Origin of the sequence: Nocardia terrae, assembly GCF_009760405.1 — a bacterium.
In the GTDB taxonomy this organism is placed as follows: Bacteria; Actinomycetota; Actinomycetes; order Mycobacteriales; family Mycobacteriaceae; genus Nocardia; species Nocardia terrae.
This window is the reverse complement of record NZ_WRPP01000013.1, coordinates 1-14,649: the sequence shown is the minus strand read 5'-3', so window position 1 is coordinate 14,649 and position 14,649 is coordinate 1. Positions and strand designations below refer to the sequence as shown.

The following is a 14,649-nucleotide window of genomic DNA, read 5'->3' as shown; positions in this document are numbered from 1 at the left end:
AATCACATTCCGATTCACCGAGTTACAGCACACTTTGCCTGGCGGGTTCGGGACGTGAAAGCTTTTATTGCACATCCGAATTCATTCCAGCAGGAGCAGGCATATGGTCGAAACCCCGTTCGCCGGTCAGTCCGAGATCGAGATTCCGGCGAGCACCACGCTCATGGATCTCATCGATCAGCGGGTCGCGGCGCACGGGGACGACGTGGTGTACCGGTACGCCGACTATTCGCGGGCGTCGAACGGTGAGTACCACGAGCTCACCTGGTCGGAATTCCAGCTGCGGGTGTGCGCGGTGGCGGCGCGGATCCAGCAGGTGAGCGCGCCGGGCGACCGGGTGGCGGTGTTGTGCCCGCACGGATTGGATTACGTGGTGGCGTTTTTCGCGGCCATCGCGGCGGGCGCGATCGCGGTGCCGCTGTTCACCCCCGACGAGCCCGGGCACTCCGATCGCCTGCGCGCGGTGCTCACCGACAGCGCGCCCGCGGTGGTCCTCACCACGGTGGGGTCCGCGCCCGGGGTCCGGCAGTTCTACGGCCATCGGCCGGGCGCGTCGCGACCCAGGATCCTCGCCGTCGACGCCGTGCCCGCCGCCCTGGAGGCGAGCTGGCGGCGACCCGACAGCACCGCGGATTCCATTGCCTACCTGCAGTACACGTCGGGATCGACGCGCACGCCCGCCGGGGTGGAGATCACCCATCGCGCGGTCGCCACCAACCTGCTGCAACTGTCCGACGCGCTGGGTCTGGACGCGAACTGCCGCGGCGTGACCTGGCTGCCGCTGTTCCACGACATGGGATTGCTGTGCGTGATCCTGCCGATGGTGTGCGGCCGCTACCTGACCCTGCTGTCCCCGAGCGCCTTCATCCGGCGGCCCTACCGCTGGATCAAGGAACTCGGCGCGAAGCCCGGTGACGTCGGAATCTTCTCCGCCGCACCGAATTTCGCCTTCGAATACGCCGCGACCCGCGGCCGCCCCGCGGAGGGCGTCGCACTGGACCTGTCGAAGGTGATCGGATTGATCAACGGCAGCGAACCGGTGACGGTATCGGCCATGCGCACGTTCACCGAGGCGTTCGCGCCGTACGGATTGCCCGGCAGCGCCATCAAACCCTGCTACGGCATGGCCGAGGCGACCGTGTTCGTGTCGGCCACCCAGGCCGAGGTCGCCGCCCGGGTGGTGCACGTGGACCGGGAGCGGCTCAATGCCGGTCGCATGGTGCGCGTCGGCTCGGAGCGCGAAAACGCTGTGGCACAGGTCAGTTGCGGCTACCTCGCCCGATCGCAGTGGGCGGTGATCGCGGATCCGGAGACCGGGAAGGAGCGCCCCGACGGCGCGGTCGGCGAGATCTGGCTGCACGGCGGCAATCTCGGCGTCGGCTACTGGAATCGGCCCGACGAGACCGTGAAGACCTTCCGGAACAAGCTGGTGCGCAGGCTCGTCGAGGACAGCCATGCCGACGGCGTGCCCACCGAGGCACGCTGGCTGCGTACCGGCGACTTCGGCGCGTACCTGGACGGCCAGCTGTACGTCACCGGCCGGGTCAAGGATCTGGTGATCGTCGACGGCCGCAACCACTATCCGCAGGATCTCGAACACTCCGCCCAGGACGCCAGCACCGCGTTGCGACCGGGCTTCGTGGCCGCCTTCTCGGTGCCCGCCAACGAGATTCCCGGTTCCGACCGCCCCGCCGCGAGCGAGGACAACTCCGACCAGCTCGTCATCGTCGCCGAACGCGGCGCGGGCATCGGCAAAGTGGACCCGGACCTGGTGATCTCCCGGGTGCGGGCCGCCCTGACCCAACGCCACGGCGTCCCCGTGCGGGATCTGGTGCTGGTCCCCGCCGGATCCATCCCCCGCACCTCCAGCGGCAAGATCGCCCGGCGAGCCTGCCGCGCGGCGTACCTGAACGGCGCCTTCACCCGCACGGCGGTCCACCGCTGAGCTGTTCACCCTCGAAACCCGCGAAGTACCCGCGCCGACGCTCTACCCTTCAGTAACATGCGACCGTAAACCCCACGGGGTGAGCAGCTTTCGATCGCACCGGGAAGTGTCATGACGGCATCGGCCATGGGAAGCACCGAACTACACCCGCCGCGATGGCTGCCCGCGCCCATGCGCTGGCACAACACACCGGTGACCTGGCGGGAATCCTGGCGGCTGGCGTTGGCGCTGCCGCGGCGCGTGCGCGAGCGCACCGTTCTGGAGTACCTGGCCACCGAGCTGCCCGGTCAGGACGATGTGCTGGTCGCGCGACTGCCCATCGCGAAGTTCGTCCTCGTGCGCAGCCCGGAACTGGTTCGGCAGCTGCTGGTCACCAATCAGGACGGCTACATCAACGGCGCCGAATTCGACCTGCTGGCCATTGTTTTCGGTCAGGGTCTGGTGACGCAGCGCGACAATCGGATCCACCGCCGCAACCAGCGGCTGGTGCAGCCGATCTTCGCGCGCAGCGCCATCGATCAGTTCGACGCGCCGATGGTGGAGGCGGCGCAGGACTCGGTGCGGCGGCTGTGGGAGGCGGACGAACCGGTCGACGTGGGCGCGGAGATGATCCGGCTGTCACTGGATATCGTGGCGCGCACCATGTTCGGCACCGACCCGAACGGACCGATCTCGACCATCAAGCTCGAGCAGCTGCTCAGGTTCTTCAGCTTCGGCGTCGTCAGCGGTGCCAGCCGGCCGCTGCGGTCACTGGCGAACTGGGTGGTGCGCCACACCGAGGAGCCGGACAAGCAGGCCGCCTCGCGACTACCGCTCCGCACCGCGCGGGCCATGGCGTGGGTGATGGGCCCGCACATCATGTTCGGGCTGCGCCGTATCGAGAAGACGGTGGCGGGAATGATCGCCGACCACCGCGAGGGCCGGATCACCCGCACGGACAATCTGCTCGGCCTGCTCATGGCGGCCACCGACCCCGAAACCGGGCACAGCTACAGCGATCTCGAAATCCAGGACGAGCTCATGACTTTCATCGGCACGGGCATGGAGACCACCGCCACCGCGCTGACCTGGGCGTGGAAACTGCTGGCCGAGCACGACGACGTCCGCAAGCGCCTCCATGACGAGCTCGACACCGTGCTGGGCGGGCGCCTCCCCACCGCCGCCGATGTCGAGAAGCTGCCGTGGACCAAGGCCGTCTTCATGGAGACGATGCGCCTGCACCCGCCGGTCATGGCGACCAGCAAGGTGGCGCTGCGCGAGGACGTGCTGGCGGGATATCGGATCAAGCCCGGGACCACGGTGATGATCAGCCTGCACGGCGTGCACGGCAATCCCCGGGTCTGGGACCGCGCAATGGAATTCGATCCGACACGCTATCTGCCCGAGAACATGACGCGCCCGCATCGCGAGGCGTCGCTGGCCTTCGGGGCGGGCAAGCGGATCTGCATCGCGCAGAACTTCGCGACCATGGAGGCGGTGCTGACCATGGCCACCGTCGCCCAGCGCCTGGATCTGCGACGGACCACGAATGATCCGATCCGAGCGCAGCTTTCGTTCATCGGAGGGCCGGACAAGCCGCTGATGATGCGGGCCGTGGCGCGGGAGTGATCACGCCGAGCCGCTCGACCGGTAGGCGGCCGGTGTCATGCCCATCTCGATCCGGAAGGCGCGGTAGAACTGCCGTTCGGTGGTGAAGCCGCAGGCGTGGGCGACCGCGGTGATCGGCAGATCGGCGCGCGCGACGAGCAATTCGCACGACAGCTCGACGCGCATGCGCCGCAGCATGGTGGCCGGACCGTCGTCGAGCTGGTCGAGCAGCCGATACAGGGTCCGCCGCGAGATCCCGCAGCCCGCCGCGATCCCGTCGACCGTGAGCCGGGGATCGGCGCAGTGCCGCCGCATGAACTCCACCACCCGTCGCCTGGCCAGCGTTTCGACCGCCGCACCGGGCACCGCGCGACCCGCGGTCAGCGTGATCGCCGAGGCGAGCAGATCCACCGCCGAACCGGCCAGCGCCGCGGCGTGCGCGGGCGCGGTGTTCTGCAGCTCGGCCAGCTCGTACAGGAACCGCGACACCACCGCCCCCGGGCTGTCGCGCGTGATCACGGTCGCGGTCGGTATCTCCGCCGAGGTGATCCCCGCCCGCTCCCGTAACCGGCTCAACGGCACCTGCGCGGCAGCCATCTCCCAATCGCCCTCGAACTCCCAGTGATACGGCCGGGTGCTGTCATAGAACGCCATCTCCCCCGGCCCGATCTCGGCAACCCGTCCGTCCTGATACAACCGCCCGCGCCCCGCCACCTGAATGCTGGTCAGCAACACCTCGTCGTCCGTCCGAGCGATCAGACTCTTGGTCCGATCCACCCGCTGCGCACTGGCCCCGAGAGTGGACAACGACATGTCGTCATACGCCCTCAACGCGATCCACCCCTGAAACGCCCCCGCCCTCAGCGGCGACACCGCCAGCGGCACATACGCTTCGGTCAGCCCCGCCTCCCACCGCTCGAACACCTGCCCCGCGCGTTCCCCCTCCCCCGCCCGAATCTCGAACCGCTCAACCCCCGACAACCCGACCACTCCGAACTCACCTGAACGCGATAACTGACTTCCCAGTGTTTCACGAGGAGGCGATGCTGCGGGACCGCACTTGCTGCCAGCTCTCGACCAGGCAGGGTGAGAGGTCGTCGGGGATGTGGGGCAGTTGCTCGGGGTTGGCGGTGATCGCGCCGTCGAATTGGGGGGAGAACAGGGTGCCGCCGGTGAGTTCGAGGACGGCGAAGACGAATCGTTCCATGGTGTCGGTGCTCGGGGGGCGAGGGAGTTGGATTACGCCGCCGTCGAATACGTCGCCCTCGGGGAGGAATCGGGAGACGATGTGCTCCCGGCATCTGTGAGGCCCTGAAGGTTTCACGCAACACCGTCCGCGAAGCCTTCCGAACCCTCATCGAAGAACGCCTAGTCACCCACGAACTCAACCGCGGCGTCTTCGTCCGCGTCCCCACCACGAACGACATCGCCGAGGTCTACAAATGCCGCCGCATCGTCGAATGCGCGGCCCTGCGTGACTACCCCCGAACCACCCCGAACCTCGACCGTACTGGCCGACTACCTCACCGACGCCGAATCCCAGATCCGCACCGCCTACGACCGCACCATCGGCCCCTTCACGGTCTCCGCCTCCCGCGACGAGAACCGGATGTGAGGCTCGCCGAGGTCGAAGGCGGAGTCCAGCCCGCGGGTCAGCTGCGGGCGAGCTGGGCCCATCACGAGCGACCACCACTCCCCTCGAGTTAGGGTAGCCTTAGTAACTCGATCGAGAGGGGTAGCAGTGCGCATCGCGATTCTGTTCGGATCCGAAATGGGTACATCGGAAGCAGTCGCGGAGAGTCTCACCGACGAGCTTTCGTCCCACGACGTGTCGATGCAGGACATGTTCGACTTCGACCCCGCCGATCTCGACCCGGCCCACTTCCACATCATCGTCTGCTCGACCTACGGCGACGGCGAACTCCCTACTGGCGCGGAACCTTTCTTCGCCCGCCTCGAATCCACCCGCCCCGACCTCACCGGATTACGTTTCGCCGTCTTCGGACTCGGCGACACCGTCTACGGCGACTCCTTCAACCGAGGCGGCGAACTCGCCGCCGCCCACCTCACCGCTCGAGGCGCCACCCAGGTCGGCGACCACGCCCGCCACGACGCCTCGACCCTGATCCGAGCCAATGACATGGCCCGCGAATGGGTCGCAACCCTCCCCCTCCCCGGCCTCGGCACGAGAATGACTGCGTAGCAACAGGTTGGAGAAAGCCTCGTACTTACGTTTCGTGACAACGGAATTCGGTTGCGGGGCAGAGTTGTGAATTGCGGTGGCGACCGAACGGATGTCGACATTTACTGATCGGCGAGAGACCGGCTGGGCCGATTCTCATCATCCACCGTTCCCACAGACTGCCGGTCACCTGGAGTGCGCAATGAGTAAACGAGTTCTGATTTCCGGTGCGAGCGTGGCCGGGCCGGCGCTGGCCTACGGTCTGCACCGCCAAGGCTATGACGTGACCGTGGTCGAGCGCGCGCCATCGCTGCGCGGCAGCGGATACGCGGTCGACTTCCGCGGCGACGCCTTCACCGTGCTCGACGGCATGGGCATCCTGGGCGAGGTGCGCGGTCACGACACCCACATGCGCGGCACGGATCTGGTGGATGCCGAGGGCAACAAGACCGGCGAGCTGCCCAGCGAGGCGTTCGCGGGCGACCTGGAGATCCCGAAGAAGGATCTCACCCGCATTCTGCACCGCATCACCGCCGAGCAGGTGCGCTACCTGTTCGGTGACTCGATCACCGAGCTCGAGCAGACCGACGACGAGGTGCGAGTCCGGTTCGAACATCACGAACCCGCCGGCTTCGACCTCGTGGTCGGCGCTGACGGCGTGTACTCCACGGTGCGGCGGCTCGCGTTCGGGCCGCACTCGCGGTTCGTCGGCCACCTGGGCATGTCCGGCGCGGGCTTCACCACCACCAACTTCCTCGGCCTCGACCATCGTGTCGTGCTCCAGAGCACACCCGGCCGCGCGCTACTGCTGTTCAGCGCCAACGAATCCGATCGAATGACGGTGAGTCTGTCCTTCGCCACACCATCGGCCGAGGTGGACCTGCTCGACCGCGCCCAGCAGCAGGAACTCGTGCACGCCGCCTTCGCCGAGGCGGGCTGGGCGGTGCCGCGCCTGCTGAAGGAGATGACCGACGCGCCGGACTTCCTCTTCTCCTCCGCCTGCCAGGTGGAAATGGATCGCTGGTCGCAGGGCCGCATCGTGCTCGTCGGCGACGCCGGCTATTGCGCCGCACCCACTTCCGGCATGGGGACTTCCCAAGCCCTCATCGGAGCCGACACCCTCGCCACCTGCCTCGCCGAGTCCAACGGCGACCACACCACCGCGTTCACCGCCTACGAGCAACGCCTCCGCCCCTACGTGACCGCCAACCAGAAGCACGGCCGCGAGGCGGCAGCCATGTTCGGCGCCTGAGCGAACGCGGGTGACGGAAATTTTGACACCGAATCGAGGAACCATCATGCGTAACAGGACCGTTCTCATCTCCGGCGCCAGCATTGCGGGGCCGGCGCTGGCGTATTGGCTGAACCGGTACGGATTCGCGGTCACGGTGGTCGAGAAGGCATCCGCATTGCGGCCGGGCGGGCAGGCTGTCGACTTCACCGGGGAAACCCACCATCGGGTGCTGGAGCGGATGGGTATCCTCGCGGAGGTCTACGCACGTCAGACCGGTAAGACCGATACCGTTCTCGTCGACGAGACCGGCGAGCAGGTCGGGTTCATCTCGGGGGACTTCACCGGCGGCGATGTCGAGATCCTGCGCGGCGATCTGTCCCACATCATGTATGAAAAGACCTGGCAGAGCTGCGAATACATCTTCGGCGACTCGATCACCGCGCTCACCGAGACCGACGACGCGATGTGGGTGGAATTCGAGCGCTCCGCGCCGCGGCGATTCGATCTGGTCTTCGGCGCCGACGGCATCCACTCACGGGTCCGGCGGCTGGTCTTCGGGCCCGAAAAGGACTTCGTTCAGCACCAGGGCCACTACTACTGTGTGGCCGGCGCCAGTCCCTGGACCGGCACTCCGGCCGGTCAGCGCGAGCGCATCACTTCCTACGGTCACAACATCGCGGGCCGCTACGCCGTCTCGGGTGGTTCCAAGGCGCAGCAGATGTACCTGTTCGCCTCGCCTGAAATCGATTACGCCCGTGACGATGTCGGTGCGCAACGGCGGCTGGTGAAGCAAATCTTCGCCGAGGTGGGCTGGCGAGTGCCCCAGATGCTGGACGAGATGGACAATTTCGATGACTTCTACCTCGATGCCATCGCCAAGGTCCGCAAGATGAAGCGATTCACCCGCGGACGCGTTGCCCTGCTCGGCGACGCCGGATATGGCAACACCCTGGCCGGCTTCGGCACCGGCCTGGCCATGGTCGGCGCATACGTTCTCGCCGGCGAACTCGCCACCGCGGCAGGCGATCACACCGTGGCCTTCGCCCGCTACGACAACATCATGCGCAAGTACGCCAAGATTTCCGGCGATGCGAACGCGGGCCGCTTCCTGTGCCCGAAAACCGCCTGGGGCTTGAAGTTCCGAAACTGGTTTCTCGGCTCCAAGGGCATGGACATGATGATGAAGATGGCCGAAGGCTCGAAAAACCTGGAACTACAGGACTACCCGTCCCTCGTCGGCTCCCACCCGATGAACTGAGCCTACGAACCAGAGCACCAACTGATCAAGGAGTACAGGTGCGTGACTTCGGCATCGAACTGTTCGACAAGTGGACCGCTATGTGGAACCGCGACTACGACTTGGCCGAGAAGATCTTGGCCCCGGAATTCGTGCTTCGCTATGCCCAGCCCGGCGCCTCGGCTTACGACGCCATCCGGGACCCGAAATCGTTTGTGGCACAGATTCAGAGCTTCCACGACGAGGTGCCCGGGCTGAGCTTCGCGCCCGACGCGGTGCCGGTCGTGGAGATGGACGAGACCGGAACGGGCATCGTGGCCCGGCCCTACCGGGCGCGCATCACCGCCCCCGACGGCGCGATCACCGATATCAGCGGCACCGATATCCTGCGCGCCGAGAACGGCCGGATCGTGGAGGTCTGGTCCGTCTCGGGCGGTCTCGCCGGACGCAGCTTCTACGCATCCAACTGACGGTCCTATCGCGTTGGGTTCCAGCATGCCAAAGCAATTCACGCCATCGGGCAATCGGGTCGCCGCGCTTGCGGCGCTGCTCGTCGCGGCACTGCTCGCCGCGGTTTCCTGCTCATCCGCCCGCGACGATTCGGCGCCGAAACCTGTGTCATTCCCGGGATTCCAGGACGGCATCGTCGACGCCGACGGGATCTCGATGCACTATGTCAAGGGCGGACAGGGTCCCGCGATCGTGCTGTTGCACGGGTGGCCCGAAGACCTGCGGGCATTTCAGAAGATCGCCCCCGACCTGGCCGAGGACCACACCGTGGTCGCCATCGATCTGCCGGGATTCGGCGACTCCGGCTTCGCCAAGAGCGATGAGGGCTATCAGGCGCTTGCCGTTGCCGCCGACATCCACGCGGTCACCCAGGGCTTGAAACTGGGTCGATTCGACCTCATCGGCCACGACTGGGGCGGGGCGATCGCGCTGGCCTATGCCGTCGAATACCGTTCCGACCTGGAGCATTTGACGATCCTCGAGGCGCCGCCGCCCGCCGACTACCTCACCCTGGTGCAGAGCAAACCCGGCACCTTCTGGTGGGACTGGCTGGCCAACGGCCCCAAAGACGAACTGGCCGAACAACTCATCGACGGCAAGGAATCGGTCTTCTACGGCGCCATCTACCGGGAAGCGGACGGAGCCATCGACAAGGCCGAAAGCGACGGCCTGATCGCCGCTTTCGGAAAGCCCGGCCACACCCACGCCGGACTGGAGTACTTCCGCCAGCAGGACACCGGGGAGAAGGCGGTCGAAGCGCTCATCACCACCGGCGGCAAACTCACCGTCCCGGTGCTGGGCATCGGCGGCGAGCACAGCATGGGCGCCTCCATCGGATCCCTCACCACCCGGGTCGCCGAGCACGTCACCACCGACGTGGTTCCCGGTGCGAATCACTGGGTGCTGGAAGAGAATCCGACCTACGTCCTGAAGTCCGTCCGGAACTTCTTGACGAGTAACCGGTAATCCGCGGATTCGGCTTGCCGGCGTTTACGGAAGTCTCGCGGAGTCTCCCCGAAACGATCCTTGAACGCCGCCGAGAACCACGTCACCGTGAAGCCGCAACGGGCCGCCACCTCCGCGATCGGCGGGCTCGGCCGCTCCAGCATGGTGCGTGCCGCTCGCAGGGACTCCTCGCGGCGCAGATCGCGGTAGGTCGTCCCGGCCTGCTGCAAGGCCAGCCGCAGTTGACGCGGCGACCAGCCCAGTGCGGTCGCCACGGCCGGTAGACGCACATCCCCGGTCCCGATGTTTTCGCGCACGTATCGCCGGACCGTCTCCGCCGTTTCCGTGAGGTGGTTGTGCTGGGGGCGCAGGTCGCCGGTCAGCAGCAGGCACAACAGTTCGCTGATGCGATCGCAAACCGCGTTGAACTCCGACTCCGAGAGCCGGTCTCGTTCCCCGTGCGCACTGCGAATCATCGAATTCACCACGTGGCCGAGCCCGGTGTCGAGATCGAGGAAGGTCCGCATCGGTCCGGCCGGCGCCAGCGCGTGATCGATTTCGGTGCGCGGGATCTGCATGGCGTAGGCGGTTGCGCCGGGCCGCAATCGGCACTCCTGATCCAGCCCCATCACCATTGCCCGCCCCTCCGGGACTCGGACCGCCGCGCCGGCGACGTCACGGGCGGTCACATCGGCACCGCGGCACACCGTCGGCGTGGGTGAGCGCGGATCATCGCTCCACCGGACACCGAAGATGCTGCGGTCGGGTATCACCAGCCAGTAGAAGTCGTCCGCCGGAACACGTTTGACGTTGCCGGGGGTGCGGTGAGCGATCCGTCCCTCGGGTTCGTCCCACCTCAGCAGGCTGTACTGTCCGCTCTGCTGACAGGTCAGCCTCGACCGCCAGCTTTGGGTGTACAGGTACCTGTGCTCCATCGGCACGAAGGTGTTGGTCAGTTCGGACCATTCCTCCGCCGCACCTACGGTCAAATCGATAAACCGCATACGGACACCCCATTCACGACCGCCGCAGGCACTTGGACGCCGCGCGGACCACGCCACATTGTATCAAATTTCGTATCAGGCGCGCTTTTCGAAAACTCCGGCGGCCGACGGCATCTCGGCCCGGTGGCACCCCGCCTCGAAGGATAAGCATTCGTTATCGCTACGGGAACGAGCTGCGCATTGGTCGGCGGGTGGCGTTCAGGTGAGCTGATCCCATGACCGAATCTCGAAGCAAGGAGTCGTCATGCGTGTATTCGTAGCGGGCGCCACCGGCGCCGTCGGCCATTACCTGGTCGGACAGCTGCTCGAACAAGGCCATCACGTCGTCGGGACCTCCCGAACCCGCCAGGGTGTCGACAGGCTGTGCGCCCGGGGCGCCGAGGGTGCGCTGCTCGATATCTTCGACGCCGCCGCGGCCGAAAGGGCCGTTGCCGCAGCGGCTCCCGACGCGGTGGTCCATCAACTGACCGCGCTCAACGGCGGGACTTCGGCCGACAACAGCCGCATTCGGCGCATCGGCACCCGCCATCTGGTGGACGCGGCGCATCGTGCGGGCGTCGGCCGCATCATCGCGCAGTCGGTGGCCTGGGCCTACGAACCCGGGAAACTGCCCGCCGACGAGGACACACCTCTGGATCTCGCGGCCGCCGAGCCGCGCGCGACGATGGTCGCGGGGATCGCGGAGCTGGAGAACACCGTCGCCGAGATCGACGAGCACGTCGTGCTCCGCTACGGCCTGCTGTACGGGCCGGGCACCTGGTACCGCCGCGACGGCCTGGCTGCCGACGTGCTGCGCGGGGAAACCACCGATCCCGCCGCGGCCTTCCTCGGCGGACTGATCGCCGGCGATGCGGTCGCGTCGTTCGTCCACGTGGAGGATGCCGCTGCCGCCGCGGTCTCGGCCCTCGACTGGCCCCGCGGCGTGGTCAATATCGTCGACGACGAACCGGCTCCGGGCCGGGAGTGGGTACCCGCCCTGGCCGCCGCCGTGGGCGCCCCCGCCCCGACCCCGACCACAGGCCGCGCCGATTGGGAGCGCGGCGCCTCCAACGCCCGAGCCCGCTCACTGGGCTGGGTACCGCGACACCCCAGCTGGCGCACCGGATTCGCCGCCTGAACCACGGAAAACCGTTCCGCACTATCGATTTGGACTACGACATGACGACTCTCGCAAACCAGGCAACAACGTTCCTCGCGCTCCACCGTCCCGGCACGCCCGTGATCCTGCCGACCGTATGGGACGCGTGGTCGGCAAACCTGGTGCAGGAAGCTGGATTCGCCGCCCTCACCGTCGGCAGCCACCCGCTGGCCGCCGCCGCGGGCAAATCCGACCGAGAAGGCATGACCCTCGACGAGGTCCTGGCCCGCGTCCACGAAATCACCTCCGCGGTGGATATTCCCGTGTCCGTAGACCTCGAATCAGGCTACGGTGCCAAACCCGCACAGCTCATCGAAGGACTACTCCAGGCAGGCGCCATCGGCCTCAACATCGAAGATTCGGTACACAGCGAGGGCAATCGCCTACGAGCACCCCAAGAACACGCCGACCTCATCGGCGAGTTACGCAGCGCCGCCGACACTTCCGGCATCCACGTGGTTCTCAACGCCCGCACCGACCTCTTCCTCCGCCACGACGGCGACGAAGCCGACCGCATCGACCGCGCGATAGCACGCCTCCACCTCGCAGCCGAAGCCGGCGCCGACGTCCTCTACCCCATCGGCCGCCACACCCCGGACACCCTGCACCGCTTGACCACCGAACTCCCCCGACCGGTCAACGCCGTCACCACACCCACCGACGCCCCCAAACGCCTCATCAGCACCGGCATCGCAAGAATCAGCTTCGGCCCCTTCCTCCAAACCCACCTCGCCGACCAAACCCGCCAGCTCCTCCAACCCTGGTCCTGACCCCCGACAAAGAGCCGCCCGTGCCGTCGAGATTGCTGGAGCAGAGATTCCCGCGTGGCGCCCCGTTGACGAATCTTGTCGCGCTGAAATTTCGGCGCCTTCTTGGACATGATCCAAGCCGATGGATAAAACGAATTCGGCCCCTGACCAGGCATATCTGGTCAGGGGCCGAATTAGGCTCCCGCATCTGGACTCGAACCAGAAACCTGCCGAGGAGCTGGGCGGATGACTACCACATACAATCTGGCACGTACCGAAAGCTTCGAAAGCTGTTGCAGCACTTCACTATCCGGAGCGCACGAGACAACCGCACACGACCTTGGACGGGTGTACGCAACGCCAGCATCGCCCTACTTTCTAGACACATCCTGGACGCACAGGCACGACTTGACCGGCCGCTTCTCCGACGAAACACCCACCGGATGCGATAGTGTGACTTATGTCACTTTCTCCGCGCACTCGCGAGAAGTTGATCGACGACGGCTTGGAACGGTTCGCCACAGCACAGCTCACTCGATACACGCGCTGGGAGCGCAGTCCGGCAACAAGGTTGATGAAGTACTCACCGGAGAGCATCCGCGGCCCATCTCGCTTTTGGCTGCATGCTCTGGCCGACGAGATTGAGTTCAAGGCCAAGGATGCATTGAACACCTCGCCCGAAGGGCGGTCCAAGGGCTGGGAGCGTTTCCTCGGCGATGGAGTATTGCGGGAGTTCCTTTCGGCCGTGACCGAGTTCACGGCACTATCCGATGAGGAACTCGAAGGCTATGGCCTTCACCAACACTGGACACCCGCCGAGTATCGCGCCCTGGTCGTCGCGGAAGCCCATGCTGTAGTGGACGCCTGTCTCCGACAGTCGATACAGGGCATCGAATCGCGAGTACTCGATCTCCAGATGATGCTCGATCCGGATGGGCGTCCGCGCCAGGAATAGTCATCACGGTGTTGACAATGAAGATCTGTCTCGACGTTTGCAGCTGATGACTACCGATTGGGGGTGGCCGTCTACCTGCGGCTTCTATGTTGGCGACGTTGGGTCGAAGAAACCGCTCACGACCCTATTGCGTACGTTCTGCGCACCTCGCCACAGTTCCGGGAGCCACCGATACGTAGCCGATACAAGAATCACCAACACGAGCGAAGAGATGAACAGCCACGAGTGAAATTGAAGGTCGATCCAGGACGCCCGGATGCTTGCGGGATGCGGACCGTAGCAAGCGAAGTACCCGCTAGCAGGGGGGTCAGGCAGACCGGGACAATCAACGGTGTTCGAGGTCTTGGGGTGAAGGATGATTCGATATCCGACATAGACGACCAACGTGGCCGTCAGGAGGAGCCCCGCGAAGATCGTCCATCCACGCCACAGAGGCGTAGTCCTTTGGCGCGCGATCATCAGCCCGACCACAATCAGTGTGCCGACGGACAGCAGGTACCCAGCTGCACCCATCGCGAGCCGCGAGAACGAAACGGTCCCAAAGTTGTTGTCCAGCAGCCCGAACTCCGCAGGTCCCCTGGAGTAGAAATACCTGCCGTCGTAGGAGCCGACACCGAGTACCGGTCCGACGAAAACCATCAGAATGCTACATAGCGGTAGCACGAGCGCCGGGAGACTCAGCCGGAGTGTTAATGGGCTGATCTCACCCAACAGTCGCTCTCGCTGATATGCCCAGAACCCCTGGAGCCGAGCCTCGTTCAGCGCTCGAATACGTTGGATCTCCCGATGGACCGCTACCTCCAGAATCGCGCGGTCCTCCCGCCAGATGTGCTCGTCCTTGAGAATGTCCAGAAGCGATTTCAACACGTCATGCGGAGTCCTACGAGCATTCCGTACCGCAACCGATCCCGCAATGATCGCCGCAAGTACCGCCCCGGATCCACCAAGAATCGCCTGCCACAACACGGTCATTGCTACCGACCTATCCCCAATCCCCGCTACCTGGACAGGTTTTCGGCCCGGTAACCAAGGTGCGGGGACTGTAAGAACAACGGTGTAACTCCGAATCAAGGAGTGGCACATGAACTCTGATGCGATGACTGCGGTCGTGGCCGATACTGACGCGGTGGCCAGGCCCAGGAAACCGAAGACGACAGCGGTGG

15 protein-coding genes and 1 pseudogene are annotated in these 14,649 nt (G+C 65.8%); 12 read left to right on the top strand and 4 right to left on the bottom strand.

Annotated elements, in window-relative coordinates; translation table 11 throughout:
• Window positions 1–103: 103 nt before the first annotated feature.
• Both fadD32 and GPX89_RS39610 read left to right on the top strand, forming a co-directional pair.
• Window positions 104–1,945, top strand: coding sequence for a long-chain-fatty-acid--AMP ligase FadD32 (gene fadD32, locus GPX89_RS39615; protein WP_157392929.1), 1,842 nt, complete (start codon window positions 104–106; stop codon window positions 1,943–1,945).
• Between the two features lie 111 nt (window positions 1,946–2,056).
• On the top strand, window positions 2,057–3,553 hold the full coding sequence (locus tag GPX89_RS39610; RefSeq protein WP_157392928.1) for a cytochrome P450: 1,497 nt from the start codon (window positions 2,057–2,059) through the stop codon (window positions 3,551–3,553).
• On the opposite strand, the gene GPX89_RS39605 is transcribed toward GPX89_RS39610, so the two are convergent.
• A complete protein-coding gene (locus GPX89_RS39605; RefSeq protein WP_157392927.1) occupies window positions 3,554–4,522 on the bottom strand; it encodes an AraC-like ligand-binding domain-containing protein in 969 nt (322 codons plus the stop codon).
• A gap of 40 nt (window positions 4,523–4,562) precedes the next feature.
• A complete protein-coding gene (locus GPX89_RS39600; protein WP_157392926.1) occupies window positions 4,563–4,739 on the bottom strand; it encodes a hypothetical protein in 177 nt (58 codons plus the stop codon).
• Between GPX89_RS39600 and GPX89_RS46110 the strand changes: the two are divergent.
• From GPX89_RS46110 to GPX89_RS39565, 7 genes and pseudogenes are all read left to right on the top strand, one after another.
• Window positions 4,730–4,924, top strand: a pseudogene (locus tag GPX89_RS46110) (hypothetical protein); the annotation flags it as partial. The gene GPX89_RS39600 and the pseudogene GPX89_RS46110 sit on opposite strands and share 10 nt — an antisense overlap.
• Window positions 4,925–5,006: 82 nt before the next feature.
• Entirely contained in the window at window positions 5,007–5,147 is a 141-nt protein-coding gene (locus tag GPX89_RS46105; RefSeq protein WP_157392925.1) for a hypothetical protein, read from the top strand.
• 126 nt (window positions 5,148–5,273) lie between these two features.
• Window positions 5,274–5,735, top strand: coding sequence for a flavodoxin domain-containing protein (locus tag GPX89_RS39585; protein WP_328602846.1), 462 nt, complete (start codon window positions 5,274–5,276; stop codon window positions 5,733–5,735).
• Between the two features lie 181 nt (window positions 5,736–5,916).
• Entirely contained in the window at window positions 5,917–6,966 is a 1,050-nt protein-coding gene (locus tag GPX89_RS39580; protein WP_157392923.1) for an FAD-dependent monooxygenase, read from the top strand.
• A 46-nt stretch (window positions 6,967–7,012) separates the two neighbouring features.
• Window positions 7,013–8,206: an FAD-dependent monooxygenase gene (locus GPX89_RS39575; RefSeq protein ID WP_157392922.1), complete on the top strand. Its 1,194-nt coding sequence runs from the start codon at window positions 7,013–7,015 to the stop codon at window positions 8,204–8,206.
• Between the two features lie 38 nt (window positions 8,207–8,244).
• The gene (locus GPX89_RS39570; protein ID WP_198347805.1) at window positions 8,245–8,655 is read left to right on the top strand and encodes a nuclear transport factor 2 family protein; all 411 of its coding nucleotides are present in this window, start codon (window positions 8,245–8,247) and stop codon (window positions 8,653–8,655) included.
• Window positions 8,656–8,680: 25 nt separating this feature from the next.
• On the top strand, window positions 8,681–9,661 hold the full coding sequence (locus GPX89_RS39565) for an alpha/beta fold hydrolase (RefSeq protein WP_157392921.1): 981 nt from the start codon (window positions 8,681–8,683) through the stop codon (window positions 9,659–9,661).
• Here the strand turns inward: GPX89_RS39565 and GPX89_RS39560 are convergent.
• Complete coding sequence (locus GPX89_RS39560) at window positions 9,616–10,644, bottom strand: AraC family transcriptional regulator (protein WP_157392920.1); 1,029 nt, start codon at window positions 10,642–10,644, stop codon at window positions 9,616–9,618. The genes GPX89_RS39565 and GPX89_RS39560 overlap by 46 nt on opposite strands.
• Window positions 10,645–10,888: 244 nt before the next feature.
• Here GPX89_RS39560 and GPX89_RS39555 point away from each other — a divergent pair, with 244 nt between their 5' ends.
• The 3 genes from GPX89_RS39555 (at window position 10,889) to GPX89_RS39545 (ending at window position 13,486) form a co-directional block, all read left to right on the top strand.
• On the top strand, window positions 10,889–11,761 hold the full coding sequence (locus GPX89_RS39555) for an NAD-dependent epimerase/dehydratase family protein (RefSeq protein WP_157392919.1): 873 nt from the start codon (window positions 10,889–10,891) through the stop codon (window positions 11,759–11,761).
• A gap of 41 nt (window positions 11,762–11,802) precedes the next feature.
• Window positions 11,803–12,552: an isocitrate lyase/PEP mutase family protein gene (locus tag GPX89_RS39550; protein ID WP_157392918.1), complete on the top strand. Its 750-nt coding sequence runs from the start codon at window positions 11,803–11,805 to the stop codon at window positions 12,550–12,552.
• Window positions 12,553–12,991: 439 nt separating this feature from the next.
• Window positions 12,992–13,486 carry a hypothetical protein gene (locus GPX89_RS39545; protein WP_157392917.1) on the top strand — a complete coding sequence of 165 codons (495 nt, stop codon included), beginning with the start codon at window positions 12,992–12,994 and terminating at the stop codon, window positions 13,484–13,486.
• Window positions 13,487–13,570: 84 nt separating this feature from the next.
• On the opposite strand, the gene GPX89_RS39540 is transcribed toward GPX89_RS39545, so the two are convergent.
• Window positions 13,571–14,458 carry a hypothetical protein gene (locus tag GPX89_RS39540; RefSeq protein ID WP_157392916.1) on the bottom strand — a complete coding sequence of 296 codons (888 nt, stop codon included), beginning with the start codon at window positions 14,456–14,458 and terminating at the stop codon, window positions 13,571–13,573.
• Between the last annotated feature and the right edge of the window lie 191 nt (window positions 14,459–14,649).

Excerpts from the sequence above, each read along its gene's own strand:
- GPX89_RS39580 (WP_157392923.1), top strand. The coding sequence starts at position 5,917 with ATGAGTAAACGAGTTCTGATTTCCGGTGCGAGCGTGGCCGGGCCGGCG.
- GPX89_RS39560 (WP_157392920.1), bottom strand. The coding sequence starts at position 10,644 with ATGCGGTTTATCGATTTGACCGTAGGTGCGGCGGAGGAATGGTCCGAA.
- GPX89_RS39555 (WP_157392919.1), top strand. The coding sequence starts at position 10,889 with ATGCGTGTATTCGTAGCGGGCGCCACCGGCGCCGTCGGCCATTACCTG.
- GPX89_RS39545 (WP_157392917.1), top strand. The coding sequence starts at position 12,992 with ATGTCACTTTCTCCGCGCACTCGCGAGAAGTTGATCGACGACGGCTTG.
- GPX89_RS39550 (WP_157392918.1), top strand. The coding sequence starts at position 11,803 with ATGACGACTCTCGCAAACCAGGCAACAACGTTCCTCGCGCTCCACCGT.
- GPX89_RS39610 (WP_157392928.1), top strand. The coding sequence starts at position 2,057 with ATGACGGCATCGGCCATGGGAAGCACCGAACTACACCCGCCGCGATGG.
- fadD32 (WP_157392929.1), top strand. The coding sequence starts at position 104 with ATGGTCGAAACCCCGTTCGCCGGTCAGTCCGAGATCGAGATTCCGGCG.
- GPX89_RS39565 (WP_157392921.1), top strand. The coding sequence starts at position 8,681 with ATGCCAAAGCAATTCACGCCATCGGGCAATCGGGTCGCCGCGCTTGCG.
- GPX89_RS39540 (WP_157392916.1), bottom strand. The coding sequence starts at position 14,458 with ATGACCGTGTTGTGGCAGGCGATTCTTGGTGGATCCGGGGCGGTACTT.
- GPX89_RS39575 (WP_157392922.1), top strand. The coding sequence starts at position 7,013 with ATGCGTAACAGGACCGTTCTCATCTCCGGCGCCAGCATTGCGGGGCCG.
- GPX89_RS39600 (WP_157392926.1), bottom strand. The coding sequence starts at position 4,739 with ATGGAACGATTCGTCTTCGCCGTCCTCGAACTCACCGGCGGCACCCTG.